This is a genomic window from Leifsonia sp. Root227, assembly GCF_001428745.1.
Classification (GTDB): domain Bacteria; phylum Actinomycetota; class Actinomycetes; order Actinomycetales; family Microbacteriaceae; genus Leifsonia.
Map to the genome: position 1 here is coordinate 893,384 of NZ_LMIO01000001.1, position 26,083 is coordinate 919,466.

The window sequence follows — 26,083 nt, forward strand, 5'->3', positions numbered from 1 at the left end:
CGCCGCACAGTCTAGATGACCGGCCGCCTCTACTCCGCCGCTAGACTTGCCCGGATGAACACCTGGAAGGACAGTGCCGGACGCGCGTTCCGATCGATGCTTCCGCCCGAATCCGCACCTCGTCGTGTTCTCCGCGCAACCCGTGGCGCGGCCCGCAGTTTCCGCGACACGCTCAGCGCGCCGCAGGCGGAGGTCGGCCACGAGGGGCCGGGGCTCACCGACTACGCGCAGTGGCGCGCGGAGCAGCCGGCCCTCGAACCGCTGCCGAGCGACCAGCAGGAGACGACCTTCGTCGTCGTGGTCGAGACGAGCGCGCATCCGGATGAGCGGGAGACCAGCGCGGTCGACGCGACGGTCGCGAGCGTCGAGGCTCAGCGCACCGTCACGGCCCGCATTGTGGTCGCCGTCTCCGGCACACCGCTCGCCGAACTGCTCGACGGAGCGGACGAGCACTTCGCCCTGTTCCTCACCTCCGGCTCCGTGCTCGACCCTGCAGCGCTCGAACAGGTCGCGAAGGAGCACAGAGTCGACCCCGTGCGCCGCGTCATCGCGTTCGACACGGACCAGGTGACGAGCACGGGCGAGCGCGTCTCTCCGCGGTTCAGGCCCACCTGGTCGCCGGAGATCATGCTCGGCGTCAACTACCTCGGGCGCGCGTTCGCCATCCGCACGTCAGCGGCCAGCGCCGACGACAGCGCGACCCTCGACTCGCACGGCATCTGGAAGCTGCTGCTCGGCACAGAGCTGTCGGATGCGGTGGTCGGCCTCATCCCGCACATCCTGCTGTCGACGCCCGCCGGTCCGATCCGCGGCGCGACGGAGGCGGACGCCGCCATGGTGCAGCGTTCCCTGCGCGAACGGGGAGAAGCCGCGACCGCCCAGGTCAGCAACGGGATCGTGCGGGTCGCGTTCGAGCTGGAGACCTGGCCGAGCGTGTCCATCGTCATTCCCACCAAGCACTCGACGGCGAACCTGGAGCGGCTGCTGCCCAGCCTGGCGAGCACCGACTACCCCTCCTTCGACGTCACCATCGTGGACAACGGGGGAGAGACGGAGGAGCACGAGTCCTGGTACGCGGCGCTCGACGCCGGAATCCCGGTGCGCCACGTCTGGTGGGACGAGGAGCCGTTCAACTACTCCCGCGTGAACACCGTCACGGCCGCATCCACCGATGGCGACGTGCTGGTGTTCCTCAACGACGACACCGAGATCGTCGACCCTGACTGGCTGCGCGAAATGGTGGGGATGCTGCACCGCGAAGGTGTCGGCACGGTGGGCTACCAGCACAGGACGGCCGACGGGCTGGTGCAGCACGGCGGTGTGATGCTCGGCCCAGGCGGGTTCGCCGCCAACCTGTTCGCCGGGATGCGCCCGGACGACGACAGCCTGCTCGGCCCTGTCCGCTGGTACCGCAACACGCTCGCGGTCACCGCCGCCTGCGTCGCGATCCGTCGCGAGCTGTTCGACGCGGTCGGCGGGTTCGACGAACGCTTCCAGCTCACCGGCAGCGACGTGGTGCTCGGCCTCGACCAGATCATCAGAGGCAGGCGCAACGTCGTCATCCCGTTCGACGCCGTCCGCCACTTCGAGTCGCTGACCCGCGGCGCCCACGCCCCGCGCGCTGACTCGTTCGCGAGCTACTGGCGCTACCACCCGTGGCTCGCCGCGGGCGACCCGTACTCGTCGCCCAACCTGTGCAGGCTCACCGAGGTCCCGCGCTTCGCCGCGGCGGACGACCCGTCTCCGCTGCAGCTCGCGATGGCCGGACTCGGCCGCGAGTTCGCCTCCGACGCGCAGAAGTCGACCATCTCCGAGGACGCGACGGCGCTCATGTCGCTCGCGACCATCTCGGCTGAGGAGGTCGCCGCCGTCGTCTCGACGCACGCATCCACCACAGGGCACCGTGAGGTGCGCACGATCAACTGGCTGCTGCCCGGCTTCGACATGCCGTTCTTCGGCGGGGTCAACACCACGCTGCGCATCGCGGACAAGCTCGCCCGCGAGCACGGCGTCGTCAACCGCTTCCTGGTCAACGGGCACCCGAACAACGAGTTCTACGAGTCGGCGATCGTCGCCGCCTTCCCCGGCCTGGCCGGCTCGGAGGTGGGCAACTACTACGGAGACGACGACGGAATCGCGGCCGTCCCTCCCGCCGATGTCGCCATCGCGACGTTCTGGCTGACGGCTGTGGATGTGGCCAAGACGCCTGGCACACCGCGCAAGTTCTACCTCATCCAGGACTACGAGCCGTCGTTCTACCCGGCGAGCACGCTGTTCGCGATGACGGAGCAGACATACAAGCTCGGTCTGTACGGCATCTGCAACACCGAGAGCATGCACGACATCTACGCCGGAGGGTACGGCGGCACGGCCACCTACTTCACGCCGGCGGTGGACAGAGGCATCTACCACCCGGTCGGCCGCCGCGAACGCGGTGACGACGAGCCGGTGACGATCTTCGCATACGCCCGCGACCACTTCCGCAACTGCTGGGAGCTGGTGTTCGCCGCGCTCAGCGAGATCAAGCGCAGGCACGGCGACCGGGTGCGGATCATCGCCGCCGGCGCCAAGTATCTGCCGCCGAGCGCCGACTTCATCGACCTCGGTCTGCTCGACTACCGTGCGACGGGCCGGCTGTACCGCGAGACGGACATCGGCGTCACGATGCAGATCTCCCGGCACCCGTCCTACCTGCCGCTCGAACTGATGGCGAGCGGCGTGGCGATGGTCGCTCCTGACTCCGACTGGTTCCGCTGGCTGTTCCACCCGGACGAGAACGCGCGCACCACGATGATGACCTACGACGATGTCGTGGCCGGGATCGACGAGCTGGTGCAGGATGCGCAGAAGCGTCGCGCCATCCAGGCCGCGGGCATCCAGACCATCGACGTCGCCCACTCCGACTGGGATGCGGCGCTCGACCACCTCTACGACTACCTCTGCGACCCGGAGGCCAACGCCATCCCTTCCTCCGCCCCTCGCACCGTCGCCCCCTGACCCGGCCCTGCCGCCCAACCTCGACCATCGAGTCGGGACTTGTGCACGCCGTCAGCGGCGTGTCGCCTTCATAACTCCCGGCTCGATTATCGGGGGACGGGAGTCAGGAGGCGGGGGAGGGCGCGGTAGGTGGCGACGACGAAGAAGGTGAGGGCGAGGAGGACGGCGAGCGTGAGGGGGATGACTCCGCCAGGGGGCTGCCAGGTGGGGGTGAAGAAGGCCGCGGTCCAGGAGGTGGAGCCGGCAGCGTAGCGGCGGAGCGTGAACGCGAACGCGGCGAGCTGACCGAGCGCGAGCACGACAGCCGCCGCACGCAGCGACGCGACCGTGTTGCGCGAGCCGACGCCGATCTCCGCATTGTCGAGCGCCATACCGCCCCAGATCGCCAGCACGAGCACGATCGCCAGCATGTAACGTCCCTGCCAGACGTCGCCCACCTGCCGCCACAGCGCGACCTGCACGATGACGGGGATGATGACGAGGGCGACGGAGAAGCCGAGCGCGATCCAGCGCTCCCTGCCGCGTCCGAGCACGATCGGCAGCAGCACCAGCAGGCCGAGCAGTCCGAACCAGACCGCGATCACCCCGTCCGGCGCAGGAACATCGACCGTGCCGAACAGCCCGATCAGCTGCTTCGCGTACGAGAAGGTGTTCTCCAGTACCGTCTGCGCCACGGTGAACAGGCTGCCGGGCGTCGGCTCGATCTGCGCCTTCACCTGGTTCTCCGGACGAGTGAACCAGAACAGCTGGCCGGCTCCGACGACGGCCAGCAGCGCCAGCACGACCCAGGTGGATGCGCGCCGAACCAGATACCGCCAGTCCGCCCCGCGCATGGCGAGCACGACCGACACGGCGATGAGGAGGAGCCACAGCATCCCGAGGCTGCGGCCGCCGGTCACGAGGGCGGCCGAGACGATGGCGGTGACGGACGACAGCCAGAGCAGCCACCCGGCAGGGCGGTGCCTGGCGATGGTGAGCAGGGACACCAGGAGCGCGCCGGCGGACGCCAGCTCGACGCCGTTCGGGTTGATGGCACCGCCGAGGAAGAACACCATCGGGGTCAGCGCGCCGACGGGGAGCAGCAGCGCCCAGCGCGCGCCTGGCCAGCAGCGCACCAGCGCGGCGAGCACGGCGAGAAGCGCTGCGACGATGGCGCCGGAGAAGATGCGCATGGCGTGGATGGCCGTCTCGCCGGAGAACACCAGGGACGGGAGACCGACCACCACGTAGTAGACGGGGCTGTTCGTGTATGCGGTGGTGATCAGGCGCTTCTGCTCGCCAGGGGAGGCGTTCGAGCTGCCGACGCAGGCGGGCGTGACGGTCGGCTGCCCGGCGAAGCAGCTGCCCGCGCCGGGGATGTAGAGGTAGGCAGGGGCCTCGAAGTACTTGTTGTCGCCAACGATCTCGCCGCGCGCGGCCGTTGTCGCCCGCACCGTGTGCGACGCCTCGTCCGGCACCGAGTAGATCGGCGTCGCGAGAGACCAGGCGGTGAGCAGCACGAACAGGGTGCAGAAGACCGCAGCGAACAGTCTCAGAGGGAACCGCATCCCCGTCACCCCTGCGGGATGAACAGGGATGCGAGGAACACGAACGCGCCGACGCCCGCCATGATCCAGCGCGGCACGGGCCGCTTCGCCAGCAGCAGGGCTGCACAGGCGAGGAAGAACGGGATGAGCGAGATGCCGTAGCGCGCGGGCGGCGGGTCAGGGTAGGTGCCGAGGGCTGCATACGTCACGATCGACAGCAGCGGCGCCGAGATGACGGCTGCAGCGAAGGTCGCCCACGCGACAGCGGCGCGGCGGCCGCCCCAGCGCGCGACCATGAGCAGGCCGATGACCCCGGCGATGGTGACCCAGGCGACCGCGTAGTTCGAGATGAGCCCAGGGCCCTTGAGGAACGTGGTGGTGTCCCCGACACCACGTGCTGAGCCGTCGATGAAGAGACCGGACTGCAGGATGAGGGAGGTGATCCCGAGCGGCCGGACCTTGCCCATGTCCGGTGCCGGTCCGACCGCCGTGACCGACGAGTAGACGGTCCAGGCGAGCTGCAGCACCATCGAGACGACAACGGAGACGATGCCGGTGATGGTCCGCCCGTCGGCGAACGTCCGGCCGATCCAGCCGGCCTTGGAGGTGCGGTTGCGGTAGGCGTCGATGGCGGCGCGGATGATCAGGAAGAACACGGCGGCGGCGACGGCCGCGAGGTTCTGCACCTTCAGCATGGTCACGAACGCCGCGCCTGCCGCGAACCACACGTACCCTCTGCGGCGATCGGCGACGGTGGCGAGATAGAGCATGAGCCCGCCGGCGAACAGGGCGGTCGCATCCGTGCTGATGTAGGTGTTCGACCAGTACGCGGGCAGCGAGCCGATCATCAGCAGGCCGACGCCCGTCGCGGCGACCGGATGCACTTTCAGCCGTCGCAGCGCGAGGTACAGGAACAGGGCGGCGGCGGCCAGCCAGATCGCGCCGACGAACCGGCCGGCATCCACCAGGTCGACGCCGAGCCAGACCAGTGGCTCGGCGATCACCCGGGTGATGCCGAAGTAGAGCGGGGTGTAGATGTACGCCGAGGTCGCGCCGTGGAACGGGAACAGCTCGGCGTTCTTGGCGTTCGAGAGGTCGCAGCGGGCATCGGGAGACGGGGCGAGCAGGCGCAGACCGCGGCAGCCCAGCTGCTGACGGGCGTACGTGCCCGTCGGCTCCCCGCGGTGAACGGTGAACTCGTGCCCCATCTTGGCGAAGTAGTCGATGTAGACGTACTCGTCGACGGGCGAGACGCCGCGGTGGCCAGGGACCTGGACGATGCCGACCAGCAGGGAGGCGATGATGAGCACGGCGGGCGCGATGGCGCTCCGCGAGAACAGGCGCGCGAAGAACCCGCGTCGCCCCGCAGGGGCTTCGGACTCGATGTCGATGCTGATGATGCGGCCTTACGCTCGTGGGTCTCACCGGTGGATCGCACCGGGCGGCGAACTGCGCCAGCTTAGCAATCAGTCGCTGGGAGGCACGGGCGACGCGGCCGCCACAGCCCACCTTGGTAAGCTGGCGGGCGCACACGCCCATGCGAAAGGACCGTATGCCTGCAACGCGACCAGGGGTCGTCTCGGTCGTCCTCGTCAATTTCCGGGGAACAGACGACACGCTCACCGCCATCGAACACCTCGGCCGCCTCGACTGGCCGGCCGACCGGCTCGAGATCGTGGTGGTCGAGAACGCCTCAGGCGACGACAGCGCCGCGCGCATCCGGGCTGCGGCGCCGCACGTGCTGCTGATCGAGTCGAAGTCGAACCTCGGGTTCGCCGGGGGATGCAACCTGGGCGTCAAGGAGGCGAGCGGCGAGTACGTCGCCTTCCTCAACAACGACGCCAAGCCGGATGCAGCGTGGGTGCGCGCCGCCGTCGAGCGCTTCGAGTCCAGCCCGTCGGTCGGCGCCGTCGCCAGCCGCGTGCTCGACTGGGAGGGGCAGAACGTCGACTTCATCGGGTCGGCGATGACCTGGTTCGGCCAGGGGTACAAGCCGCTCACCGCACAGCCGGTGCCGAGCACGCCTGACGTGCCGCACGACGTGCTGTTCGGCACGGGTTCCGCGATGTTCGTCCGCCGCTCGGTGTACGAGCAGCTCGGCGGGTTCGACGAGCGCTATTTCATGTTCTTCGAGGACGTCGACCTCGGCTGGCGGCTCAACCTGATGGGCCACCGGTACGTCTACGAGCCCGCCTCGCTGGCGTATCACAAGCACCACGCATCCATGTCGTCGTTCGGCGCCTTCAAGGAGACCTACCTCCTGGAGCGGAACGCGCTGTTCACGCAGTACAAGAACCTGGGCGACGAGGCGCTCGCCAACGCCCTGCCGGCGACGCTCGCGCTCACCGTGCGCCGTGGCGTGGCGAAGGGCGAGCTCGACTCGACCTCGTTCGACCTGCGCAAGGGCGCATCCAACGACCCGACGATGGAGATCTCGAAGGAGACCGTCGCCGCCGTCTACGCGATCGACCAGTTCGTGGAGCACCTGCCGTCGCTGGTCGAGTCGCGCGAGCAGATCCAGCGCACCAGGGTCGTCTCCGACAGCCGCATCTGGTCGCTGTTCGGCGAGACCGACGCCCCGTCGTACACGGCGGAGCACTATCTCGAGGGATACGACAAGCTCGTCACGGCGTTCCCCGTCACGGAGAGCCCGGATGTCACCCGCGTGCTGATCATCACGGGCGACCCGATCGGCGTCAAGATGGCCGGTCCGGCGATCCGCGCCTGGAGCATGGCGGAGGCGCTCGCGAAGGACAATCTGGTGACCCTGGTGTCGCTGTCCGGCGTCGAGCCGGTGTCCGCGCCGTTCGACATCGTGCACATCCGCCCGGGCGATGACCGGTCGATGCGCAAGCTCGAACGCGAGAGCGACGTGATCGTCTTCCAGGGGCTCGCGATGGCGCTGTTCGACAGCCTGCGCAAGACCGACAGGATCATCGTCGCCGACGTCTACGACCCGATGCACCTCGAACAGCTCGAACAGGGCAAGGAGCTCGGCCGCGAACAGTGGGACAAGCAGGTCGGCGACGCGACCGACGTGCTCAACGAGCAGCTCGAACGCGGCGACTTCTTCCTCTGCGCCTCCGAACGTCAGCGCCACTTCTACCTCGGTCAGCTCGCCGCCCTCGGCCGCATCAACCCGGCCAACTACGCGGACGACCCCGACCTCGACCACCTCATCGACGTGGTGCCGTTCGGACTCTCCGAGACGCCGCCCGCGCACGAGCGGGATGTGCTGAAGGGGGTCCTTCCCGGCATCGGCGCAGACGACAAGCTCCTGCTCTGGAGCGGCGGCCTCTACAACTGGTTCGACCCGAAGTCGCTGATCAGCGCTGTCGCGAAGCTGTCGGAGACCCACGACGACGTCCGCCTGTTCTTCCAGGGCACCAAGCACCCGCATCCCGGTGTGCCGGAGATGGCGATCGTCGCAGAGTCGCGCGGGCTCGCCCGTGACCTCGGAGTGCTCGACAGGTCCGTCTTCTTCAACAGCTCCTGGGTCGACTACGCCGACAGGCAGAACTACCTCACCGAGGCGGACGCCGGCGTCAGCACCCACTTCTCGCACGTCGAGACGACGTTCTCGTTCCGCACGCGCATCCTGGACTACCTCTGGGCAGGGCTGCCGATGGTGGTCACAGCCGGCGACCACTTCGCGCAGCTGGTCGAGGAGGAGAAACTCGGCGTCGTCGTCCCGTCCGGCGACGTGGATGCGCTCGCAGCGGCCCTCGAGACCGTGCTGTACGACGAGAAGTTCATCGCGTCGGCCAAGCGCAACATCCAGCGGGTGCGGAAGCGCTACTTCTGGAACGTGGTGCTCGCTCCGCTGGTCGACTTCGTCGCAGACCCCCGGCATGCGGCCGACCTGGTCGCGAAGGGCGTCGTCGGCGCAGGCGGCGCACCGCGCAAGACGACGACCAGGCGCAAGAAGCACGGCATCCGTCACGACGTCGGCCTGTTCTTCCACTACATGAAGAACGGCGGGCCGGCCGTGGTGGCCAAGAAGGTGCGGAGCAGGCTGGGGAGACGCTGACCGTGGCGCGCACGATCTCCGTCGCGCTCTGCACGTTCAACGGCGCCAGGTACATCCGCAGGCAGCTCGCGAGCGTGCTCGCGCAGACGGTTCCCCCGACGCAGCTCGTCGTCTCCGACGACGGCTCGACGGACGCGACGATCGCGATGCTGGAGGAGGAGCTGCGGGCGCACGAGGCGGCCACGGGATGGAACCCGGAGGTCGTCGTGCTGCGCAACGAGGCGCCGCTGGGAGTCACGGCGAACTTCGAGCAGGCGCTGCGCGCATCCACCGGCGAGCTGATCGCGCTGTGCGACCAGGACGACGAGTGGGAGCCGCGCAAGCTGGAGAAGCTGGCCGGGATGTTCGACGCGCGGCCGGGGCTCGGCTTCCTGCACACGGACGCCACCCTGATCGACGACGACGGCGCCCCGACGGGAGGAACGATCTTCGGAGCGCTGGAGGTGTCGGACGAGGATCGGCAGGCCGTCCACTCCGGCCGGGCTTTCTCCGTCTTCGTCCGCCGCAACATCGCGACGGGCGCGACGGCGATGGTGCACCGCGACCTCGTGGCGGCGTGCGGACCGTTCCCCGCCGCGTGGGTGCACGACGAGTGGCTGGCGATCCAGGCCGCCGCGCGCGACAGGCTCGACCTCAGCGAGGAGCCGCTGACTCGTTACCGGCGGCACGCGGCCAACCAGATCGGCGCCGGCGACCCGACCATCGGTCACAAGATCCGCCGCGTGCTCGGGGCGCGAGGCGACCGCAACAGGATGCTCGCCGAGCGGTCGCGCATCCTGGCCGACAGCCTGCTGGGAGCGGACGGCGTCGACTCTTCCAAGGCCGCGCTCGCCGAGCGCAAAGCGGAGTTCGAGGCGACGCGCGCTGCTCTTCCCGCCAACCGGCTGCGGCGGTTCGTCCCTGTGCTGCGGCTCGCGACGGCCGGCGACTACCCGCGGCTGGCAAGCCAGGGGTGGATGGACGTGGTCAGAGACCTGTTCCAGCCGGCGTGAGGCTCGGCTGGGGTTCCTGCTGCGCCTCCGGCTGCTGAAGCGCCTCGTCCTGACGTCGCGGCTGTTCCTCCTCGAGCGCCGGGGACGCCGCGACAGCATCCACGACCTCCTCCGGCTGCCGCGACCACGCGGAAACGTGCAGCAGAAGCGCAGCTGCCGCAACGAGCAGCACGGCGAAGACGGCCAGCCAGAGCCAGACCCCGCCGGGAGGAGCCCACGCCGGCTGCCCGAACAGGTAGGTGCGCATCGAGCCGTTGGACCCCACCGCGTAGCGGCGGAGCGTCGCCTCGAACGCCCAGAACTGCGCGCCGGCAGCGCCGACCACCACGATCACGGCGATGCGCCGCCAGGCGTACGACGCGCGCACGAACGCGGTGTCGCCGAGCAGCGCGGCCAGGCCGACGACGAGACAGAGGAACAGTGGCAGGTTGTACCGTCCCTGCCAGATCATCCCTCCGCCGTGGATGTACGCGGCCTGCACCAGCGCAGGGCAGAGCAGGAAGGCGGCGACGAGCAGCCACGCGACGAGCAGGCGGCGGCGCCGGAGCACGACCACCGCGCCGACCGCGATGGCGCCGATGGCGAGCCCCCACAGGTAGAGCACGACGTCCGGTGCGGGGGTGTCGAGCCAGCCGAACAGGCCGACGAGGCCCTGGCTGTATCCGATCGTGCCGATGAAGACCTTCTGGAAGCCGACGAGCGGCGACGAGCCGATGCCGGGGAAGGAGAGCGCCTGGTCGGGATGCTCGATGGCGTTCGCGAGCGAGTTGGTGCCGACCGTCCACAGGCCGGCAGCGATGGTGCCGGCTGCGACGACGGCGATCAGCACGATGACGGCGCGTCGCCTGAGCAGGGCGACCAGCGCATCCCGATCGGTGAGCAGCAGCAGCGGGATCACGAGGGCGAGCGCCACCCACAGCGGCGAGAGGCCGCGGGAGTTGACGGCCACGACCGCTCCGGCCATCACCACGACCGCCCGGCCGGTGAGACGGGCCGGATCGGGGGAGAGGGTGATCGCGAGCATCCCGCAGAACACGGCGAGCGTGGCCGTCGCCTCGACGGCGCTCGGGTTGACCGAGCCGCCGAGGAACAGGAGCATCGGAGTGACCGCAACCGCGAACGCGAGCAACGGCATCCGGCGATTGCGCATCGTGAACACGATGGCGAACGCGAGCGCGGCGAACAGGGTCGTCAGCAGGGCGCTCAGGATGCGCATGGCGTAGATTCCGCCCGCGTCGTGGAAGACCAGGGACGGGAGCCCGACGACGGCGTAGTAGAGGGGGTTGTACAGGCCGGCGGTGGTCGGCGCCTCGACGCTCGGCCACGGGTCGGCGCTCGGCGTGAAGGCGCAGTTCGCGGTGACGGCGGGATTGAACGCGAAACAGGTGACGGCGTGCGACTCGGCGATGTAGCGCGGGACGGTCACGATGTGGCCGCTCTGCGACGGCGTGCCGACGAGCTCTCCGCGGACGACGCTGGCCGCGCGAACGATGTGGGCCGGTTCGTCCGGCGACGCGGAGGGAGGGGTCGCGAACACCCACGCTGTCATCAGCGCGAACAGCACGGCCCAGGCCCCGAAGAACGCGGTCAGCGGGATGGAGCGGCGCCTGCGGGCCGGATGGGCGGTCGGCGCGACCGTGTCGCCGCCCGCCTGTGGGTTTCCCATGAGGCAAAGATATCCGACCGGAGGGTCAGATCGCGGCAGGCGGCTCCACCGGCGTGACCGGCTTGTCGGCGTCTCCGACCCTTCGCACAGCGCGGAGCGCCAGCCAGCACGCAACGACGACCAGCGCCGCGAACACCAGCAGCGACAGCAGGTTCCCGCCGGGCGGAGCCCACGGCGGGGTGCCGAACAGGAACTGCTTCAGCGAGCCGATCGGCGTCACAGAGTATCGACGCAGCGTGTTCTCGAAGGCGTAGAGCTGCCCGAAGGCGAGCACGATGACCACGAGCCAGGCGAAGCGCCTCCACGTCGCGGTCGCCCAGTCGGCGGGGATGCGCGTGGCCAGCACGACGGCGAGGCCGACGATCAGGCAGAGGAACAGCGGCATGTTGTACCTGCCCTGCCAGATCACGCCGCCGCCGGTGATGTACGCGGCCTGGATGACGGGCGGAAGCAGGATGAACGCGCCGAAGAGCACCCAGGCGAAGACGAGCATCCTGGATCGCAGCAGCACGAGCGCGGCGACGAGCACGATGCCGATCATGGCGGCCCAGATGAAGTAGACCTCCGGAGGGGCGGGGGTGTCGAGCCAGCCGAAGATGCCGATCAGGCCGTGGCCGTACTCCGCGGTGCGCACGAGGGTGATGAAGAAACCGCTGAGAGGGTTGGTGCCGACGCCGATGAAGCTCTGCGGGGTCTGGTCGGGGTTGTCGACGGCGTTGTGCAGGGAGTTCGTGCCGACCGTCCAGGCCAGCGCAGCGATCGTGGCGAGCACGACGCCGACCGCCGCGGCGATCACCGCCGGCTTCCTCAGCAGCGCGAGCACGGTCCGCCACGGCACGAGCACGAACGGGATGAGGATGGCCAGCAGCACCCAGAGCGGCGAGAGTCCGCGGGTGTTCACCGCGACCGCCCCGCTTGCCAGCACGATCATGGCGCGCGACAGTAACCGGGAGCGGTCGGGATCGAGCACCACAGCGAGGATTCCGGCGAACACGGCGAGAGTGGCCGTCGCCTCCACACCGTTCGGGTTGACGGAGCCGCCCAGGAACAGCAGCATCGGCGTCACGGCGACGGCGAAGCCGAGCACCGGGATGGCTCGCCGTCGCAGTCCCCAGAGCACGGCGAACGCGAGCGCCGCGAACAGTGCTGTGACGATGCCGCTGACGATGCGCATCGCGTAGATGCCCGAGGTGTCGTGCAGCAGGAGCGTCGGCCAGCCGACCAGCAGGTAGTACACCGGGTTGTACAGGCCGGCGGTCGTGTACGACGTGGTGAGCGCGCCAGGGTCGGTGAGCGGGGCGAGTCCGCACGCGGCAGGTCGCTCCTGATGGAAGGCGAAGCAGGTGTCGTCCTGGGTGCGCGCCACGTAGGCGGGGACGGTGACCCTGTGGCCGTCGGCGGACGGGGTGCCGATGAACTGGCCGCGCGCGACGCTCGCCGCCTTCACGATGTGCGCAGGCTCGTCCGGCGACGCACCGATCGGCGTGGCGACGGCCCAGCTGGCGCAGAGGGCGGACAGCAGCACCCAGACGACGAGGAACGCGCGCCAGACCCTCGGCCGTTCGCTTGTGCTCTGTTCCTGGGGGGTCGAAAGCGAGCCGGCGGACGGCGTGGTGTCGGTGGTGCTCACCGGGTGTTACTCCTTTTCGTCGCTGAGTGCGGCGATGCGCTGCTCCAGCTCGGCGATCCGCAGCTCGTGCAGCGCGCTGCGCTCTGCGAGGGTGCGGGTCTTGCTCTCGAGGGTGGTCAGTTCCGAGCTGTGCTGGATGCAGACCAGGAACAGCACGGCGATGCTCACGAAGAACACCAGGTTGACGGGCGCTCCGACGCCGATCAGGCCGGCCAGCCAGTCCAGGATGGTCGGGAAGACGCCGATGATGAGGGCGAGGACACCGGCGATCAGCCACCAGATCGCGTGGCGTTCGCGCATCCGGCCGCGGCGCAGCATCTCGATGACGACCGCGAGGGTGAGCAGGGCGGCGAGGATTCCGAAGATGTAGCTGGTGATCGACATGGTCAGGCTGTTGCCGTTTCCTTGATGGCGGTGCGGGGGCGCATGAGCGCGACGACGAGGGCGATGAAGGCGCGGGCCAGATAGACGGCCGCCTTGATCGGGTTGTGCGACGGCTGACCGCCGGCTCTCGGCCGCATCGAGGTGGGCACCTGAGCGACCCGCAGTCCGCCGCGAGCGGCGATCACCAGCGCCTCGACCGTGTCTCCGAGGTATTCGGCGGGGAAGGAGTGCGCGAACAGGTCGATCGCGCGGGGGCCGTTGGCCTTGAAGCCGCTGGTGGTGTCGTTGAGGCGCGTGTTCACGACGCGGCTGAGCACCGTCGAGAGCACGTTCATGGCCCAACGGCGAGGACCCCGGACCTCGTAGTCGCCCTGCCCGGAGAACCGGGCGCCGATCACCAGGTCGGCATCGTCGAGGGCGGCGAGCAGCGACGGGACGTTGCCAGGGTCGTGCTGGCCGTCCGCGTCGATCTGCACGGCGACGGAGAAGCCGTTGTCGCGGGCGAACTGGAAACCGAGGCGCATCGCGCCGCCGACCCCCATGTTGAACGGCATGGATGCGACGAGTGCCCCTGCCTCTTTGGCGATGCGCGCAGTCTCGTCCGTCGAGCCGTCGTCGACGACGAGGCAGGTCACGCCTGGCAGTTTGGCGTAGACCTCGGTGACGACGTCTGCGACGGATGCCTCCTCGTTGAAGGCGGGCATCACGATCAGCGTCTGAGAGAGATCGAAGGGCATGGAAGTCAACGTACTAGATCGGTGTGGGCGTCAGAGGGGGTGCGCTCGGCCGGTCGGGAAGGACGGCCTCTGTCGGTTCCCCATTGTCGCATGTCCTGCTGAGCGTCCTGATCAGGAGCCACACCGCCAGTCCCGTCGTGATCGCGAAGACGACGGTGACGAGGAGCCACCCGCCTGGCGGCTGCCACTGCGGCGCCCTGAGCATGTCGATCCAGGTGAGGTTCTGCTGCAGCCCGGTGACGTAGCGGCGCAGCATCCAGAGGAACGCTGCGAGCTGGGCGATGCCGAGCAGCACGACGGCCACCCGCATCACGGCGGTCAGCCGCTTGTCCGCTGCCGGGAGTGCGTGGTCGAGGCCGATCCCCGCGAGCACCGCGAGGAGCACGGCGGGCGCGATGGTGTACCTGCCCTGCCAGATGTATCCGGCGTCGTGGATGACAGCGGCCTGCGAGAACGGCGGAACGAATACGATCGCCAGTCCGAGCAGCAGGGCGCCGATCTTCACGGTGCGGGGACCGAGCGTGGAGCCGAGCAGGATCACCATGCCGCCGACCGTCGCCCACACGGCCACCGTGAGCGCCGGGGCCGGGATCTCCATCCAGCCGAACTGCGCGATCCAGCCGATCATGAAGCTGAACGTGCCGTCGAGCGTGTTCGAGAAGCCTTGCCACCAACTGCTCCCGGCCCCCACGGGCGCATAGCCGGGGGTCAGAGAGCGCGGACGCAGATAGAACACCGCTGCGGCGACAGCGACGGCGCCGATCACGACGATGCCCACCCAGGTCAGCCACGACCGGAACACGGTGCGCAGTACCTCCCGCTTGCCGAGCAGCAGCGCGATCACGAACGCGAGCGCCAGCCACAGCATCGCGATGCTCCTGGTGTTCACCAGCAGCAGGCTCACCGCCACGATGCCCAGGATGCGCAGCACCAGCCGGCCGCCGGCAGCCGGCGTCCCGAAGGTCAGCAGCAGGAGCGCGAACGCGGCCGCGGACGCGGCGACCTCGATCCCGTTCGGGTTGAGCGTTCCGGAAAGGAAGAGCACCATCGGCGTGACGCCGACCGCGAGCCCGGCCAGCGCCCAGCGGGAGCGGGGGAGCGCGCGGAGGGCGGTGAACGCGAGAGCGAGCAGGGCGGAGCAGAGCAGCGCGTTGACCAGCCGCATCCCGTACAGGCCCTTCGCGCCGTCGAGGAAGGCGGTCGGCCAGCCGACGAGGACGTAGAAGACAGGGGTGTTGACCGTGGTGGAGGTGTGGCCGGTGGTCGGCGCATCCTGGTTCTCGACGGGGGCGACGCAGGACGGGGTGACCGCCACGTTCCTCTTGAAGCACGGCATGTGCGACTCGAGCTTGGCGAAGTATGTGGACACGGTCTGGTCGATGGTGCCGGGGATGCTCGCCGAGTCCGGGCCGAAGAGCTCGCCGTGCGCTGCGGCGTACGCGCGAATGGCATGCGCAGGCTCGTCAGGGCTCGCGCCCTGCGGGGTGGCGACGGAGAAACTCGCCATCAGGAGGAACAGCAGGCCGAAGGCGATGCCGAACACGGTGATCGGGCGGCGGGCGGGCCGGACGTGCCCGTCGTGCTTGGTCATGCACCGTCCTGTCGTCGTTCGGATGGCCGACGGCCCGGCGCGTGAGGTAGGTTCGGATCTCGGACAACCGGGTTCCATCGGAGAGGAACAAGTGGACGATATCACCCGTCGCCCCGCTTCCCGCTGGTGGGTGGTGGGCGTGCTGCTCATCGCCGTTGCCGCGGGCCTGGTGGCCGTCGGCGCCGGCTGGACGGTGTGGATCCTGGCCGCGGCGGCCGCGCTGTGCCTGGCGACGGGGGTCGCAGCCTTCGGCGGCTGGAGCCTCGGCGTCGTGTCGGCGATCGCCGTCCCGCTCGCTGTCGAGGCGTTCGCGATCAGGGTCTTCCACCGGATCGGACTCGGCGTCTTCACCGGCAATCTGCTCGTCTTCGTCCTCATCGCCCTGGCCGGGCTGGTGCTCGTCGCCGCCGGCGGCGACCGGCTGCGGCTGCCTGGCCGGAGGATCTGGTGGGGAGTCCTTCCCGCTGCCGTGATCCCGGCCGCGGTCGGGGCGGTGTTCGCGATCCTCCCCGCGCTGCGCGACGGCAACGCGCTCTCCTGGGCGATGCGCAGCGACGCGGTGTGGAACCTGGTGTCCGCGAGATTCCTGCTCGACGACCGCGGTCTCATCCCGTCGCTTCACCCGAACTCGTCCCCGATGACCGCGATCCTGCTCGCAGCAGGCATGGCGCCCGGACGGGCCGGGATCGCAATGACCGACCTGTTCAAGCACGACATCGCTGCGATGGCAGAGACGTTCGCGCTGGCGACGGTGATCACCAGCCTGCTCGCCGGTCTCGTGATCGCGCAGCTGATCCGGCCGGAGCATCCGGTGTTCCGGGCGATCGGGGCCGTCCTCGGCTCCGCGCTGATCGCATCCTGGTTCGTCGCTGGGTTCTCGTTCGAGTTCGGGTTCTACAACGTGATGCCCACCGTCGCCTGCCTGCTGGGAAGCTGGCTCGCCTGGCGGGCAGCGCCCCGTGCCCCGGTGATCGCCGTGGCGCTGCTGTTCGCGATGACGACAGCTCTGCTCGCCCTCTGGGCCTTCCTCGCCATCGTGCCGCTCGCGCTCGCCGCTGTGCCGGCCGTGCGCCACATCCTGCGCAGCCCGCGCTCGCTCGGGTGGCTGTCCTGGACGATCCTCGGGGTCGCGGCGGTGCAACTGCTCGCATACGGGGTGCTCGTCTCGCTGCGGGACCTGCGCCGCGACCAGGGCGCGCTCGCGCAGGGCGGCTCGATGGCGCCGGTGACGCCGGCGCTGCTCTTCATCATGATCGGCCTCTGCGTCGCCATCGCCGCTGTCTCTGCGCGGACGGCGGGAACGCGCGCCGACCTCGTCGGAGTGGTCACGGTGTCCGTCTCCTTCGCCGGGCTGTACGCCTACCTCGGCACGCAGGTGCAGGCGGCCGCGTACTGGTGGGGCTACTACCCGGCCAAGCTGGTCTGGTTCGGCGGCATCCTGCTCCTCGTCGTCGCGATCGGTCTCGCGCTGGAAGGCCTGTCGCGGGTCGACCTCGCGGTCTGGCCCAGAGTGGCGGCGACGGCAGGGGTGCTCGTCGCGATCGTGTCGGTGGCTGCGAGCGTCCTCCCCAAACCGCCGACCGTCGGCTCCCTGCTCCCGTACGCCGACATCCTCGCGGGAGAGGGGGTCGCGTCCGGCGACGATGTCCTCCCGACGATGTTCGCCCTGGACGACCCGGCCGACGCGAAGAACATGCTCGTCGGATACTTCGACTGGAAAGCGGACGGCTTCGCCAACCTCTGGCTCCTCGGCGCATCGGCGACCAGCGGCACCGACCCGATCCGCCCGTACTCCTACTACCTCGACACGACGTCGGTGAAAGACGTGTGCTCGGCCGTCAAGGCCTGGGGCGATGGCGTGACCATTCACACCAGGAGCGAGTCGCTGCCGGCGAAGCTCGCGCTGACCTGCCCGGATGTGGACGTGACGGTGCTGGTGGGACAGGTACCGACGGCGGGGTGATCGCGCGCGGCGCGGTCACCACCCGAGGAACATGTGCCTCAGCAGCGACCGCATCCCTGCGCCGTCGCGCTTCGCCAGCGCGGACGGAAGCTTCGTCGCCGCGTTGAGCCGTGACGACCAGTGCGCGGACGACACGCGCGCCGCCCTGCGCCAGCCGTGCTTCTTCAGCACCGCCGCCGCGGTGAGGAAGAACGCGCGCTCCTCGTCGAAGCGGCTGCCGTCCTGCGCCGTCCAGGAGGAGACGCTGCCCGAGTGCCTGCGGTAGCGGAACTCGTGGTCGGGCAGCAGCAAGAGGCTGCCGCCGTCGAGGACGATGTCGAGCTGCAGGTTGAGGTCGAGGACCACGTCGAACTCGGGGTCGAAGCCGTGGCGGCGGACAGCGTCCGTTCGCCAGCAGATCGACGGGAAGTACGTCCAGTTGCCGCGCAGCAGGCTCACCGCCAGCTTCTCGCCGCTCAGCTCGACCGGCGTGCTGTGCGACGGCCGGTACCAGGATTTCACCCGGTCGGCGAGGGGGAGCGTCTGCGTGCCGTCGTCGCCGATCACGGTCACCGCCGGCTGGAAGTACGCGCCGGTGGGATGCGCGGCGATCGCGGCGCGCATCCTGGCCACGTAGCCGGGTTCGAGCAGGTCGTCGCATCCCATCAGCACGAAGTGCTCGCTGGTGACCAGCTCCACCGACTTGGTGAAGTTGCCGCTCACGCCCAGGTTGGTCTCGTTGCGCAGATAGTGGATGCGCGCATCGCCGAGACCGCTCACCCACTCGCCAGGCTCCGTGTCGGGGTAGACGTCGTCGATCACGACGAGTCGCCAGTCCTGGTCGGTCTGGGCGATGACGCTGCGCACGGCGTCGCGGAACAGTTCTGGGTCGCCGTAGTACGGCATCATGATGTCGATGGTCACGGTGGAGGGTTTCGTCCGCTCGGAGCTTTTCGTCGTAGGGTTGGCCTGCCGCGCCTAGCGGCAGAGCATCCATCCTGTCATGCCACCCCTGGAGTCTCCCATCACCAGCTACGAGCCGCTCAACGAGCCGATCCCCGACGAGTGGGAGTCTCAGCCGGCCGGGTCGGGCGGGCGCTCGTCCGTCGCTCTGATCCTCGGAGCGACGGTCGTCTCCGGGCTCGCTGGGTATGTGGTCACCTGGCGGGTGTTCACCTCCGTCGGCGCAGCGGGATACGGCGTGTTCTCGGTGTTCTGGTCCGCCCTGTTCCTGGTGATCGGCATCCTCTTCGGCTTGCAGCAGGAGTCCACGAGGGCGGTGGCCCAGACCGCCATGCAGGCGCAGGCCGACGTGGATGCGCGCACCGGGTCAGCAGTCCGCGCCGCCTCCGCCTCCCGCCGCACCTCGATGTGGCGGTTCGCCGCGATGGTCGCCGTCGTGGTCGTGCTCGCCGTGCTGGCGACCAGCCTGCTCTGGGCGACGCCGAGCCTGGGAGCGCAGAACGCCGGCCTCGCCTGGTTCGTCGCGGTCGGCGCGGGCCTCAACTGCCTGGTGGCCGCCGCATCCGGTGTCATGGCCGGCGCAGGCATGTGGCGGCAGCTCGCGGCCATCGTCGCGCTCGACGGTGTGCTGCGCGTCATCGGCGTCGTCGCCGTGCTGGCGTTCACCGACGACCTGGTCGCTCTCGCCATCGCCGTCATCCTGCCGTTCCCGGTCTCGCTGGCGATCGTCTTCGCCTCCGCGCCGAAGGCGCTCGTCGCCAACGCGCGCGTCACCATCGGCGTCTCCACCCTCATCGCCAACACGGGGCGCACGATGCTGGCGGCGTCGGCGACCGCCATCCTGATCAACGGCTTCCCGCTGGTGCTGTCGTTCTTCTCCGGGCCGCAGAACCACGCGGACCTCGGATCGCTGGTGCTCGCCGTCACGCTGACGCGCGCGCCCATCCTGGTGCCGCTGATGGCGTTGTCGAGCTTCCTGGTCAGTCAGTTCTCGCACCATCCGGAGCGGGCCACGCGCACCATGCTCACGATCATCGCCGGCATCGCCGCTGTGATCGTCGTGCTGTGCCTCGCCGCCTGGCTGTGGGGCGTGCCCGTGATGCATTTCGTGTTCGGCGAGCAGTTCGACCTGGGTGCAGGGGTTCTCGTCGCCCTGATCGCGTCGTCCGGCCTGATCGGCGCGCTCTGCGTCAGCGGCTCCGCCGTGCTCGCCAAGGGGCTGCACGGCGGATATGCGACGGGCTGGGTGGTGGCGTCGCTCGTCTCGCTCGCCGTGCTGTTCATTCCGATCGACCTGCCGATCCGGGCAGCGCTCGCCCTCGCGTCGGGGCCGGCGGTCGGCCTCGCGGTGCACCTGGTCTGGCTGCGGGTCAGCTCTGGTCGTGCCGTGCCAGCCGAAGCCGCCAGCTCATCCCCTGCGAGGCCTTGACCGCGCAGATCACGAGGAGCAGCCAGCCGGCCTCCACGAGGATCGAGCTCTCGAACACGCTGGTGACGAGCAGCGCCACCAGCACGAGCGGGGCCCAGGCGTAGACGACGCTGCGCTTGTTGGATGCGAGCAGCCAGGAGCGCCCGAACGCGAGGGCGAGCAGCGCGACGAAGAGCAGCAGCCCGATGATGCCGACCTGCAGATAGACGTCGAGATACGCGTTGAGGCCGTCTGCGTGGTAGACGCCCGTGGCCGCCTGGATGGCCGTGAACGGGTACAGCTCGGTCGGCCAGCTTCCCACCCAGCCCCATCCGACCGTCTGCTCCACCGGGATCAGCTCCCAGATCTGGATCCACAGCTGGTAGCGCACCTGGAAGTCGGCCCTGGCGTTCAGCAGGTCGATCACTCTGGTGCGGTAGATCCACGCCGACACGAGTACGGCGATGGTCAGGACCGCGAGGCCCCACTGGTAGTACGGCCGCTGGTGGGCCGGCACTTTGCGCAGCGCGAACAGCGCGAGCGTCGCGAGGCCGACGACGACCGCCACCGCCGCGATCACGGGGGAGTGGGCGAAGAGCAGACAGAGCACGGCGAGCGAGATGGAGACCGCGGCCAGCGGCGCGCGCACGGAGCGGGTGCGGAGCTCCACCAGGAACGTCACGAACGCGATCAGCGCCACGATGCTGAGCGCATTGCGCGAGCCGAACAATCCCTGGATTGGCCCCCCGAGCGCGATGTTGCCCTGGATGCCGAGGAACCGGATCGGCAGGTCGAGCAGGATGCCGCTCAGCACCTCCAACGCGAGGGATGCGGTCAGCAGCACCCGCAGCACGTCGCCGACCACTCGCACGATCTGAATCGCATCCCGCACCAGGGCGATGTAGACGGCCAGGAAGGCGAAGCTGAGCTGATAGAGCACCCCGGCGAGCGTCGCCCACTGGTACGTGCTCCAGAAGATCGAGACGGCGCACCAGCCGACGAATAGCAGGATGGAGATCGGCAGCAGCCCGTGCCACTCGATCAGCTTCCGCTGCGCGATAAACGACAGCGCGGCGAGCACCACGACGACGGCGAGAGCGCCGATGAGGCCAGGCCAGCCGATGACCGCGCGGATCGCGTGCGTGGAGAATCCGACGCCGACGGCCACGAGCGACAGGGCGGAGTTGAACCGCGCAGAACCCAGGAACTCGGTCACCGCGACGGGGACCAGGGTTCGACGGGTCGCGGCCATGAACGCAATCCTACGGTGTGGTCTGCTTCGTCTTCACGGAGAGCACGACGAGCATCGCCCAGCCCGCTTCGATCAGGATGCGGCTCTCCGCGGCGCTCTGCGCGATGAGGGCGGCGATCAGCAGCAGCGGCAGCAGACCGAGCGCGGTGTACGGCTGGGTGTCCGCGACGGTGGTGCGCGGCCGGTCGACGGCGAAGAACCAGGAGCGGCCGAGCGTTGTCGCGACCAGGAGGATGAAGACGATCAGCCCGACGATGCCCAGCTGCAGCCACACATCCAACCAGGCGTTGTGCGCCTGCAGATACTGCACGTGGTTGCGGACGGCGAGGCCCTTGAACGGCTCGACCCACGGCGCCCAGTAGCTCACCCAGCCCCAGCCGAACGCCGGGCGCTCCTGCGCGAGCCCGATCACGGCGTGCCAGATGTCCAGCCGGCCCGTCAGGTCCTCGCTCTTGCCGAACAGGGCCGGGATGCGCGACGCGAACGCGATCAGCAGCCCGCCGACGACCACGACGAGCGCCGCTGCGGTGAGGTAGACGGGACGCCGCCGGTCGGGGCCGACCCTGCGCATCCACATCGCGAAGGCGAAGACGACAGCGGTGGCGAGGCCGGCGACGATGACGGTGGAGGAGCGGGTGAGGCCGAGCGTCAGCACGGCGATCACCAGCCAGGTGATGCCTGCTCCGCGCCGGACGGTGCGGTCGGCGAGCTGGATGGCGAACACGATCACGGCGAGCAGCGCCACCATCGCGAGAAGGTTGCTGTTGCCCTGGATGCCCTGGATCTGCCCGCCGTGGAACAGCAGCCCTCTGCTCCAGTAGAACGCGGCAGGCAGCTTGCCGGAGGGGTACTCCGCCCAGAACGGCAGCACGGGGTGCCGCACGAACGCGGCCACGATGAACTCGAACAGCAGCGACAGGCCGAGGATCCAGCGGAACGCGTTCGACAGCACGCGTAGCAGCTGCGACCAGTCGAGGCAGAGGGCGAGGAACACCGCACCCGCTGTCGTCGCGTACTGGGCGAACACACCGAGAGCGCTCGCGCCGGGGTATGCCGACCACGCGATCGAGACCGTCGCCAGCAGCAGGAACAGCACGAGCATCCTGGGCAGCCTGCGCCAGTGGAAGGTGGGGCGGCTGCGCACCAGGATCACGATGCTGCCGGCGGCGAGGAGCCCGGCGAGCACGAAGTAGGCCGGCCAGCTGATCAGGTTCCGCCAAAAGTCGCCCGCGAACAGCGTGAACAGCAGCAGGGTCGCGAACGCCGCGACGCCCGTGCCGGACGCGGCGGCGGCGACGCGTGCTCTGACGGACGAAGCGGTGGGAGCGGAGGTCACGTTGGGAAGACTAGCGGACGGGAATTCAGGCGTTCGGTGTGGCGACGAACACCGTTCCGTCTCCGGAGACGGTGACCGCGGCCTCGTCCGGCGTGATGAAGACGGACTCGCCGCGCGCGAGCGTCAGGCCGTCGTGCTCTCCCGCGAGCTGCACAGAGCCTGCGGTGCAGATCGCGATGCCTGCGCCAGGCAGGGGGATGCGCGTCGACGGCGTCGCCGCCCCGACCGTCACATGGTCGAGGGCGAAGTCCGGCACGTCCGGCCGGAACACGTCGACCCCTGGTGCAGGGTGCTCCGCGGCCATCGGCGTCGCGACGATCGGGCGGAAGTCGAGGATGCTCATCAGCTCGGGAACGTCGATCCGCTTCGGCGTCAGGCCGCCGCGCAGCACGTTGTCCGAGGCGGCCATGAGCTCGATGCCGAGCCCGCGCAGGTACGCGTGGATGTTCCCTGCCGGGAGGTAGAGCACCTCGCCAGGGCGCAGCGTCGCCCGGTTGAGCAGCAGAGCGAGCACGATTCCGGGGTCGCCGGGGAAGGCCTCGGCGAGCATCCGGACGGTGTCGGCGGCGACAGCGAGGTCGTCGCCGGCAGGGTCTGGCTCGATCGCGATGGCCGTGGCAACGACCGCGCCGACGAGTTCTCCGACTGAGTGGTCGCCGCCGAGCAGCCACTCGGTGGCGGCGCGGAGCACGGCGGTCGGCTCGCCGGTCAGCGTCGCAGCGAAGGCGGAGATGACGGCCTGCTCGCCATCCGCCGCCGTCTCCGCCAGTGCGGAGAAGATGGCGGCGCTCCTGGCGACGTCGCGGAACCCGCAGAGCGCGTCGAAGGTGTCGCTGAGCGCGTAGATGAGTTCGGGCTTGTGGAACGGGTCCTTGTAGTTGCGCTCTGGGGAGTCGAGCGGGATGCCGGCGGCGTTCTCCCGAGCGAACCCTTCCGCTGCCTGGGCGGACGACGGGTGGGCCTGCAGGGAGAGCGGACCGGCGGCGGCCAGCACCTTCAGCAGGTACGGGAGGTGCGCATCCGGCTGCCCGAGGGATGTCTGAGGGTCGGCTGCTGTCCAGGCGGCGAGGTCGGCGGCGCCCCCGGTCTGCGACGGGTCGGCGATCACCGACGGCGATCCTGGATGCGCGCCCAGCCACAGCTCGGCCTCCGGCTTGCCGCTCGGCGTGGTGCCGAGAAGCCCGGCGATGGCGGTGGTGGAACCCCAGGCGTAGTCGCGGGGGGTATTGCCGATGCGCACAAACATCCGTCGTGGTCCCTTTCGATTCGTTAGACCAAACTACCAATCGCTTTTGCGCGCCGATTCCCCGTCTCTAGGCTGACGCTGGTCGCCTGCCTCGCGCCGGCGGACCCGTCATCCCGCCGAACGACGCAATGGAGCAGCAATGTCCTTCGAGACCCTCGCCAGCGATTTCTACGGATATGAGGACCTTCTCAGCACCAGGGAGAAGGAATTCCTCGCGGACCTCAGGGTCTACCTCGAGACCGAGGTGAAGCCGATCGTGAACGAGCACTGGGAGCGCGCGGAGTTCCCGCACCAGATCATCGAGGGTCTGCACAAGACGGGCACCATCGGGCTCGGCTTCCCCGAGACGGCGCAGTTCGAGAACTCGGCCGTGTTCCGCGGCTGGGTCGCGCTCGAACTCGCCAGGGTGGATGCGTCCGTCAGCACGTACGTCGGGGTGCAGAACGGTCTCGCGCTCGGCGCCATCGGCGTCTGCGGCTCCGATGAGCAGAAGGCGGAGTGGCTGCCGAAGCTCGCCAGCGGCGACGTGCTCGGCGCGTTCGGCCTCACGGAGCCGCTGTCCGGCTCCGACTCCGCGCAGGGCCTCCGCACGATCGCCACGCGCGACGGCGACAACTGGGTGCTCAACGGCTCGAAGCGCTGGATCGGGAACGCCACCTTCAGCGACATCACGATCATCTGGGCGAAGAGCGCCGAGGACGGCCAGGTGAAGGGCTTCATCGTCCCGACCTCGACGCCCGGGTACACGGCGACCAAGATCGAGGGCAAGCAGTCCCTCCGCATGGTCCAGAACGCGGACATCACCCTCGAGAACGTGGTCGTGCCGGAGTCGCTGCGCCTGCAGAACGCCAACTCGTTCAAGGACACGGCGGCCGTGCTCCGCCTCACCCGTGCCGAGGTCGCCTGGGCGGCCGTCGGCGTCGCGATCGGCGCGTACGAGGCGGCGGTGGCCTACGCCAAGGAGCGCGTGCAGTTCGGCAAGCCCCTGGGAGCACACCAGCTCATCCAGGATCTGCTGGTCAAGTCGCTCGGCAACATCACCGCGTCCATCGCCCTCTGCACCCGCGTCTCCGAGATGCTCGACGCCGGTCAGCAGCGCGACGAGCACTCCGCGCTCGCCAAGGCGTTCACCACCTCCCGGATGCGCGAGACCGTCGCCTGGTGCCGCGAGATCCTGGGCGGGAACGGCATCGTGATCGACTACGACGTCGCCCGCTTCTTCGCCGACGCCGAGGCGCTGTACTCCTACGAGGGCACCCGCGAGATGAACACCCTGATCGTCGGCCGCTCCATCACCGGCCAGGCCGCGTTCGTCTAGGAGCGGTCACCGCGCGCCGCTAGGCTGGGCCTTCCGCAGTCGAGCGAAAGAGGAGGACCGCGTGGCGTGGTTGGTGACCGGAGGAGCTGGGTACATCGGCTCGCACATCGTGCGGGCGTTCCGTTCGGAGGGCATCGACGTCGTCGTGGTCGACGACCTGTCGAGCGGGCATGAGGAGTTCGTGCCTGCCGAGGTCCCCTTCTACCGGGGGACCATCCTCGACGGCGCGCTGCTCGAGAAGGTGTTCTCCGAGAACAGCGTGTCCGGCGTCGTGCACGTCGCTGGTTTCAAGTACGCCGGCGTCTCCGTGCAGCGCCCGCTGCACACCTACGAGCAGAACGTGACGGCGACGGCCGTGCTGCTGGCCGCGATGCAGGAGGCAGGCGTCGACGCGATGGTGTTCTCCTCGTCCGCCGCCGTCTACGGCACGCCGGACACGGACCTCGTCACGGAGGAGACCCCCAAGAGCCCCGAGTCGCCGTACGGCGAGTCGAAGCTGATCGGCGAGTGGCTGCTGCGCGACCAGGGCGTCGCCGCCGGCCTCCGCCACACCAGCCTGCGCTACTTCAACGTGGTCGGCTCCGGCGATCCCTCGCTGCGCGACACCAGCCCGCACAACCTGTTCCCTCTGGTGTTCGACGCGCTGGTGGACGGCCGGACTCCGCGGATCAACGGCACCGACTACCCGACCCAGGACGGCACCTGCGTGCGCGACTACATCCACGTCGCCGACCTGGCCGTCTCGCATGTCGCGGCGGCCAAGCGGCTGGATGCGGGCGAGAGCATCGAGCCGGTCTACAACCTCGGCAGCGGCGACGGGGTCTCCGTCGGCGAGATCATGTCGACCGTGTCGAGCGTGACCGGCATCGACTTCACCCCAGAAGTGGGGCCGCGCCGAGCCGGAGATCCTGCAAGGATCGTCGCATCCGGTGAACTCGCCGCCCGGGATCTGGACTGGAAGATGCGCCACACCCTGGACGAGATGGTCCGGAGCGCCTGGGAAGCACGTCAAGCGGCGTCCTGACGCTTCCCCGGGCCGCTCGACGGGGGTAGAACGGCCGGGCG

General features: G+C 69.4%; 18 protein-coding genes. 7 read left to right on the top strand and 11 right to left on the bottom strand.

What is annotated here, in order from left to right:
* The first annotated feature begins 54 nt into the window (after positions 1–54).
* Entirely contained in the window at positions 55–2,997 is a 2,943-nt protein-coding gene (locus tag ASE16_RS04100; protein ID WP_055890808.1) for a glycosyltransferase, read from the top strand.
* An 86-nt stretch (positions 2,998–3,083) separates the two neighbouring features.
* Here ASE16_RS04100 and ASE16_RS04105 read toward each other — a convergent pair whose 3' ends face one another.
* The gene (locus tag ASE16_RS04105) at positions 3,084–4,544 is read right to left on the bottom strand and encodes a DUF2142 domain-containing protein (RefSeq protein ID WP_055890811.1); all 1,461 of its coding nucleotides are present in this window, start codon (positions 4,542–4,544) and stop codon (positions 3,084–3,086) included.
* 5 nt (positions 4,545–4,549) lie between these two features.
* Entirely contained in the window at positions 4,550–5,833 is a 1,284-nt protein-coding gene (locus ASE16_RS04110; protein WP_055890815.1) for a hypothetical protein, read from the bottom strand.
* Positions 5,834–6,075: 242 nt separating this feature from the next.
* Here ASE16_RS04110 and ASE16_RS04115 point away from each other — a divergent pair, with 242 nt between their 5' ends.
* On the top strand, positions 6,076–8,553 hold the full coding sequence (locus tag ASE16_RS04115) for a glycosyltransferase (RefSeq protein WP_055890818.1): 2,478 nt from the start codon (positions 6,076–6,078) through the stop codon (positions 8,551–8,553).
* Positions 8,554–8,555: 2 nt separating this feature from the next.
* Positions 8,556–9,545 (top strand): glycosyltransferase family 2 protein, encoded by a 990-nt coding sequence (locus tag ASE16_RS04120; RefSeq protein ID WP_055890821.1) that lies wholly within the window; start codon positions 8,556–8,558, stop codon positions 9,543–9,545.
* Here ASE16_RS04120 and ASE16_RS04125 read toward each other — a convergent pair.
* Genes ASE16_RS04125 through ASE16_RS04145 form a run of 5 tightly spaced genes read right to left on the bottom strand, consistent with a single transcriptional unit; the run spans position 9,520 to position 15,553 of the window.
* A complete protein-coding gene (locus tag ASE16_RS04125; RefSeq protein WP_055890824.1) occupies positions 9,520–11,211 on the bottom strand; it encodes a DUF2142 domain-containing protein in 1,692 nt (563 codons plus the stop codon). The two genes, ASE16_RS04120 and ASE16_RS04125, sit on opposite strands and share 26 nt — an antisense overlap.
* Before the next feature lie 25 nt (positions 11,212–11,236).
* Positions 11,237–12,841, bottom strand: a complete 1,605-nt coding sequence (locus ASE16_RS04130) for a DUF2142 domain-containing protein (protein ID WP_055890827.1) — start codon at positions 12,839–12,841, stop codon at positions 11,237–11,239.
* 6 nt (positions 12,842–12,847) lie between these two features.
* Positions 12,848–13,225 carry a DUF2304 domain-containing protein gene (locus ASE16_RS04135; protein ID WP_055890832.1) on the bottom strand — a complete coding sequence of 126 codons (378 nt, stop codon included), beginning with the start codon at positions 13,223–13,225 and terminating at the stop codon, positions 12,848–12,850.
* 2 nt (positions 13,226–13,227) lie between these two features.
* Complete coding sequence (locus tag ASE16_RS04140) at positions 13,228–13,962, bottom strand: glycosyltransferase family 2 protein (protein ID WP_055890836.1); 735 nt, start codon at positions 13,960–13,962, stop codon at positions 13,228–13,230.
* 13 nt (positions 13,963–13,975) lie between these two features.
* Positions 13,976–15,553: a DUF2142 domain-containing protein gene (locus tag ASE16_RS04145; RefSeq protein ID WP_055890840.1), complete on the bottom strand. Its 1,578-nt coding sequence runs from the start codon at positions 15,551–15,553 to the stop codon at positions 13,976–13,978.
* A gap of 91 nt (positions 15,554–15,644) precedes the next feature.
* On the opposite strand from ASE16_RS04145, the gene ASE16_RS19710 reads away from it, so the two are divergent.
* Positions 15,645–17,516: a hypothetical protein gene (locus ASE16_RS19710; RefSeq protein ID WP_162255967.1), complete on the top strand. Its 1,872-nt coding sequence runs from the start codon at positions 15,645–15,647 to the stop codon at positions 17,514–17,516.
* 15 nt (positions 17,517–17,531) lie between these two features.
* Here ASE16_RS19710 and ASE16_RS04155 read toward each other — a convergent pair whose 3' ends face one another.
* Positions 17,532–18,419 carry a glycosyltransferase family 2 protein gene (locus tag ASE16_RS04155; protein WP_055890850.1) on the bottom strand — a complete coding sequence of 296 codons (888 nt, stop codon included), beginning with the start codon at positions 18,417–18,419 and terminating at the stop codon, positions 17,532–17,534.
* Positions 18,420–18,498: 79 nt separating this feature from the next.
* Here ASE16_RS04155 and ASE16_RS04160 point away from each other — a divergent pair, with 79 nt between their 5' ends.
* Positions 18,499–19,887 (top strand): lipopolysaccharide biosynthesis protein, encoded by a 1,389-nt coding sequence (locus ASE16_RS04160; RefSeq protein WP_235500341.1) that lies wholly within the window; start codon positions 18,499–18,501, stop codon positions 19,885–19,887.
* On the opposite strand, the gene ASE16_RS04165 is transcribed toward ASE16_RS04160, so the two are convergent.
* The 3 genes from ASE16_RS04165 to manA are packed head-to-tail and all read right to left on the bottom strand — an operon-like array spanning position 19,829 to position 23,700.
* Positions 19,829–21,118, bottom strand: a complete 1,290-nt coding sequence (locus tag ASE16_RS04165; RefSeq protein WP_055890853.1) for an exopolysaccharide production protein — start codon at positions 21,116–21,118, stop codon at positions 19,829–19,831. The genes ASE16_RS04160 and ASE16_RS04165 overlap by 59 nt on opposite strands.
* 10 nt (positions 21,119–21,128) lie before the next feature.
* Complete coding sequence (locus ASE16_RS04170; protein ID WP_055890856.1) at positions 21,129–22,454, bottom strand: O-antigen ligase family protein; 1,326 nt, start codon at positions 22,452–22,454, stop codon at positions 21,129–21,131.
* Between the two features lie 25 nt (positions 22,455–22,479).
* The gene (gene manA / locus ASE16_RS04175) at positions 22,480–23,700 is read right to left on the bottom strand and encodes a mannose-6-phosphate isomerase, class I (RefSeq protein ID WP_055890859.1); all 1,221 of its coding nucleotides are present in this window, start codon (positions 23,698–23,700) and stop codon (positions 22,480–22,482) included.
* A gap of 139 nt (positions 23,701–23,839) precedes the next feature.
* Here manA and ASE16_RS04180 point away from each other — a divergent pair, with 139 nt between their 5' ends.
* Entirely contained in the window at positions 23,840–25,018 is a 1,179-nt protein-coding gene (locus tag ASE16_RS04180; protein ID WP_055890862.1) for an acyl-CoA dehydrogenase family protein, read from the top strand.
* A gap of 61 nt (positions 25,019–25,079) precedes the next feature.
* Positions 25,080–26,042, top strand: coding sequence for a UDP-glucose 4-epimerase GalE (gene galE / locus ASE16_RS04185; RefSeq protein ID WP_055890867.1), 963 nt, complete (start codon positions 25,080–25,082; stop codon positions 26,040–26,042).
* The last annotated feature ends 41 nt before the right edge of the window (positions 26,043–26,083 follow it).

What these genes read in the sequence shown, in the direction of transcription:
- ASE16_RS04125 (WP_055890824.1), bottom strand. Translation starts at nt 11,211, where the DNA reads ATGGGAAACCCACAGGCGGGCGGCGACACGGTCGCGCCGACCGCCCAT.
- ASE16_RS04160 (WP_235500341.1), top strand. Translation starts at nt 18,499, where the DNA reads ATGCCACCCCTGGAGTCTCCCATCACCAGCTACGAGCCGCTCAACGAG.
- ASE16_RS04115 (WP_055890818.1), top strand. Translation starts at nt 6,076, where the DNA reads ATGCCTGCAACGCGACCAGGGGTCGTCTCGGTCGTCCTCGTCAATTTC.
- ASE16_RS04105 (WP_055890811.1), bottom strand. Translation starts at nt 4,544, where the DNA reads ATGCGGTTCCCTCTGAGACTGTTCGCTGCGGTCTTCTGCACCCTGTTC.
- ASE16_RS04140 (WP_055890836.1), bottom strand. Translation starts at nt 13,962, where the DNA reads ATGCCCTTCGATCTCTCTCAGACGCTGATCGTGATGCCCGCCTTCAAC.
- ASE16_RS04100 (WP_055890808.1), top strand. Translation starts at nt 55, where the DNA reads ATGAACACCTGGAAGGACAGTGCCGGACGCGCGTTCCGATCGATGCTT.
- ASE16_RS04135 (WP_055890832.1), bottom strand. Translation starts at nt 13,225, where the DNA reads ATGTCGATCACCAGCTACATCTTCGGAATCCTCGCCGCCCTGCTCACC.
- ASE16_RS04180 (WP_055890862.1), top strand. Translation starts at nt 23,840, where the DNA reads ATGTCCTTCGAGACCCTCGCCAGCGATTTCTACGGATATGAGGACCTT.
- manA (WP_055890859.1), bottom strand. Translation starts at nt 23,700, where the DNA reads ATGTTTGTGCGCATCGGCAATACCCCCCGCGACTACGCCTGGGGTTCC.
- ASE16_RS04165 (WP_055890853.1), bottom strand. Translation starts at nt 21,118, where the DNA reads ATGGCCGCGACCCGTCGAACCCTGGTCCCCGTCGCGGTGACCGAGTTC.
- ASE16_RS04145 (WP_055890840.1), bottom strand. Translation starts at nt 15,553, where the DNA reads ATGACCAAGCACGACGGGCACGTCCGGCCCGCCCGCCGCCCGATCACC.